Source organism: Castellaniella sp., assembly GCF_034007085.1.
GTDB lineage: Bacteria > Pseudomonadota > Gammaproteobacteria > Burkholderiales > Burkholderiaceae_B > Castellaniella.
This window is the reverse complement of sequence record NZ_JAVERO010000209.1, coordinates 1-2,778: the sequence shown is the minus strand read 5'-3', so window position 1 is coordinate 2,778 and position 2,778 is coordinate 1. Positions and strand designations below refer to the sequence as shown.

Here is a 2,778-nt window from a genome sequence, read left to right as displayed (position 1 = left end):
TTCAGGGCGATGGTCAGCGAGGCGGTGTCGATTTCCTTCAGGATGAGCTGGATGGCGGCATCCTCGACGTCGATCAGGTTGTCGAACACGAACATCTCGTCGATGATGCGCTGCGCCAGATCGGCATCGATTTCGCGCAGGCTGCTGACCACGGCTTCCTCTTCGGCCGTGTTCATGAAATTCAGGATTTCGGCAGCAGTGCGCACCCCGCCCATCTTGGAGCGCTTGGCCCCTTGGCCGGACAGAACCTCGTTGAGCACCTCGGTCAGTTCGTGCAGCGCGGACGGCTGCACTCCGCCGAAGGTGGCGATGCGCATCATGACGTCATTGCGGATGCGTTCGTTGAGCAAGGCCAGGATGGCAGAGGCGCGGTCGCGTTCCAGGTGGACCAGGATGGTGGCGATGATCTGCGGATGTTCGTCGGCGATCAGTTCGGCGACGTTGGCCGGCTCCAGCCAGTTCAGCGCGTCGATGCCCGAACCCGAACCTTCGCCGGCTTCCAGGATGTCCTCGATCAGACTGGCGGCGCGGTCAGTGCCCAGCGCCTTGGTCAGGACCGAGCGGATGTAGTCGTCCGAGCCCAGGGTCACGGCCATGAACTGATCGGCCTCGCGGCGAAAGTCTTCCAGGACCTGATCGACATCGGCCCGCGTGACCTGCTTGAGGTTGGCCATGGCCGAACCGATCTGCTGGACTTCGCGTGAGGACAGGTACTTGAACACCTCGGCGGCTGCGTCTTCGCCGAGAGACATCATCAGGATGGCGCAGCGGGCCAGGTCTTGGTCAGGATTTGGCATTCTTGGGATTCATCCATGAACGCAGCACCATGGCGACGGCGCGTGGGTCGCGCTGGGCCAATTGGCGGGCGGTGTCCAGGTTTTCCTCGTAGCGGTTCATTTCCGAGGCGCGCAGTTCGTCCTGGCGGCGTTGTTCACGCATGGTCTCCAGGTGGGCTTCGTTCTTGGCGCGTTCGACCTGAGCGTTGGCAAAGCCCTGGACGATGGGGCGCACGACCGAGCGCCAGATGAAGAACAGGACGGCCAGGACCAGGAGCACCTTGAGGATCTGCAGGGCAAGGTTGCGGTAGGCAGGGTCTTCCCAGGGCTTGAACTTGGGTTCGGCATCGGTGAAGGCGCTGTTGACCACGCTGAGGGTGTCACCGCGATCGGCCGAATAGCCCATGGCCTGCTTGACCAGCGCGTTGATGTCGTCCATTTCGGCCGATTCCAACGGAGCCGGCTCACCGTCCTTGTCGCGGTAGTTGATCACGACAGCCACGGACAGGCGTTGCAGCGTGCCCAGTTCATGCTTGACATGGCTGATGGTGCGATCGACTTCGTAGTTGATGGTGGCGTCGTTGCGCATGGATCCTGGCGCCGGCCGTGCCGCATTGGCGGCAGGCGCGCCGTTGATTGCCGCAGGGCCGCTGGCCTGGGCGCCGGCGCCCTGGGCGGGCGGGGTCGCCGCAGCGGTCTGGATCGGGGCCGTGGCATTGGCGGGCGGCTCGTTTGACAGGGCGCCGGGGACCCCGGTAGGGGGCAGCAGGCCGGTTTGCGCCGAATCACTGGTCTGCTTGCTGCGGATGGCAGCCGTGCCCGGTGTTTCGTTGGGGCGGTAGACCTCGGAAGTCTGCTCGCGCTGGGAAAAATCGACGGTCGCATTGACCTGGGCGCGCACGTTGCCTGCGCCGACGATCGGGTTGAGCAAGGTCAGGATGCGCTGGGCCGTGCGTTGTTCGATGTCATTGATGAAGTTGCGCCGGGTGCTGTCCATGGCGGCTTCGCCGCCTGGTGCGGACATCAGGTGGCCGTCCTGGTCGACGATGGAGACCGATTCGGCGTTGAGCTTGGGCACGCTGGAGGACACCAGCCAGGCGATGGCCGAGACCTGGGATTCACTGAGGCTGCGGGCAGGGTAGAGCGTCAGCAGCACCGAGGCGGTCGGCGCTTCGCGTTCGCGCACGAACAGGGACTGGCGTGGAATGGCCAGATGGACACGGGCGGATTTGACAGGCTGCAGAGCCTCGATGGAGCGGGCAAGTTCGCCTTCGAGGGCGCGCTGGTAGGTGACTTGTTCGGAGAACTGGCTGGCGCCGAATTTGGGCTCGTCGAGCAGTTCGAAGCCAATGCTGCCGCCGCGGGGCAGGCCCTGCTCGGCCAGTTGCAGGCGCAACGTGTAGACCTGGTCGGCAGGCACCTGGATGGTGGTGCCGTTGTCAGCGAATTTGTAGGGGATGTTGCGCTGGTTGAGGACCGAGACGATGGCGCCGCCGTCACGGGCTTCGATGTTCGAGAAGAGCGTGCGGTATTCCGGTTCGCGCATCCACAAGGCAGCGACGGCGAGCAGGGCCACGATTGCGGCACCCAGGCCCAGCAGTACAGGCCGGGGCAGGGACGCCAGCCGCGCCAAAGCGGGGTTGCGGTTCATCCAGTCGGTAATGGGATTCATCGGATGGAGCTTGCAGAGGGTGCCGCCAGGGCGCGCCCGGGCCAGAAGCCGACGGTCTGGATGATGTGCATGCTGTTACGGCAGAGTCATGGGATGTTGGCGGCCATTATGGCGGCGATTGGCATTGCGGCAAGCCCTGAAAAGCCCGGTTTTTGGGGCTTAGTTAGGATGATCCGGCCCGTTTGGGCGTGTCCCGCAAACCGTAGAAGTGCCCACCCTTATCCCCGCTATTGTGAGGCTTGCCGGCCAGAGGCAGGCCGTATAGTACATCGTCGGCATGCCGTGTCATTGTCGGCTGCCTGTTCTGCCTTTCATTCGAGCCGTTCGCCA

Annotated in this window: 2 protein-coding genes; both read right to left on the bottom strand. The window is 64.0% G+C overall.

What is annotated here, in order from left to right; genetic code table 11:
- Positions 1 to 797, bottom strand: a 797-nt coding sequence (gene fliG, locus RBR29_RS11800) for a flagellar motor switch protein FliG (protein ID WP_320349497.1), incomplete at its 3' end; no start/stop codon positions are given.
- On the bottom strand, positions 784 to 2,448 hold the full coding sequence (gene fliF, locus RBR29_RS11795; protein WP_320349495.1) for a flagellar basal-body MS-ring/collar protein FliF: 1,665 nt from the start codon (positions 2,446 to 2,448) through the stop codon (positions 784 to 786). The genes fliF and fliG, both read right to left, overlap by 14 nt.
- Positions 2,449 to 2,778: the final 330 nt, after the last annotated feature.

Excerpts from the sequence above, each read along its gene's own strand:
- fliF (WP_320349495.1), bottom strand. The coding sequence starts at position 2,448 with ATGAATCCCATTACCGACTGGATGAACCGCAACCCCGCTTTGGCGCGG.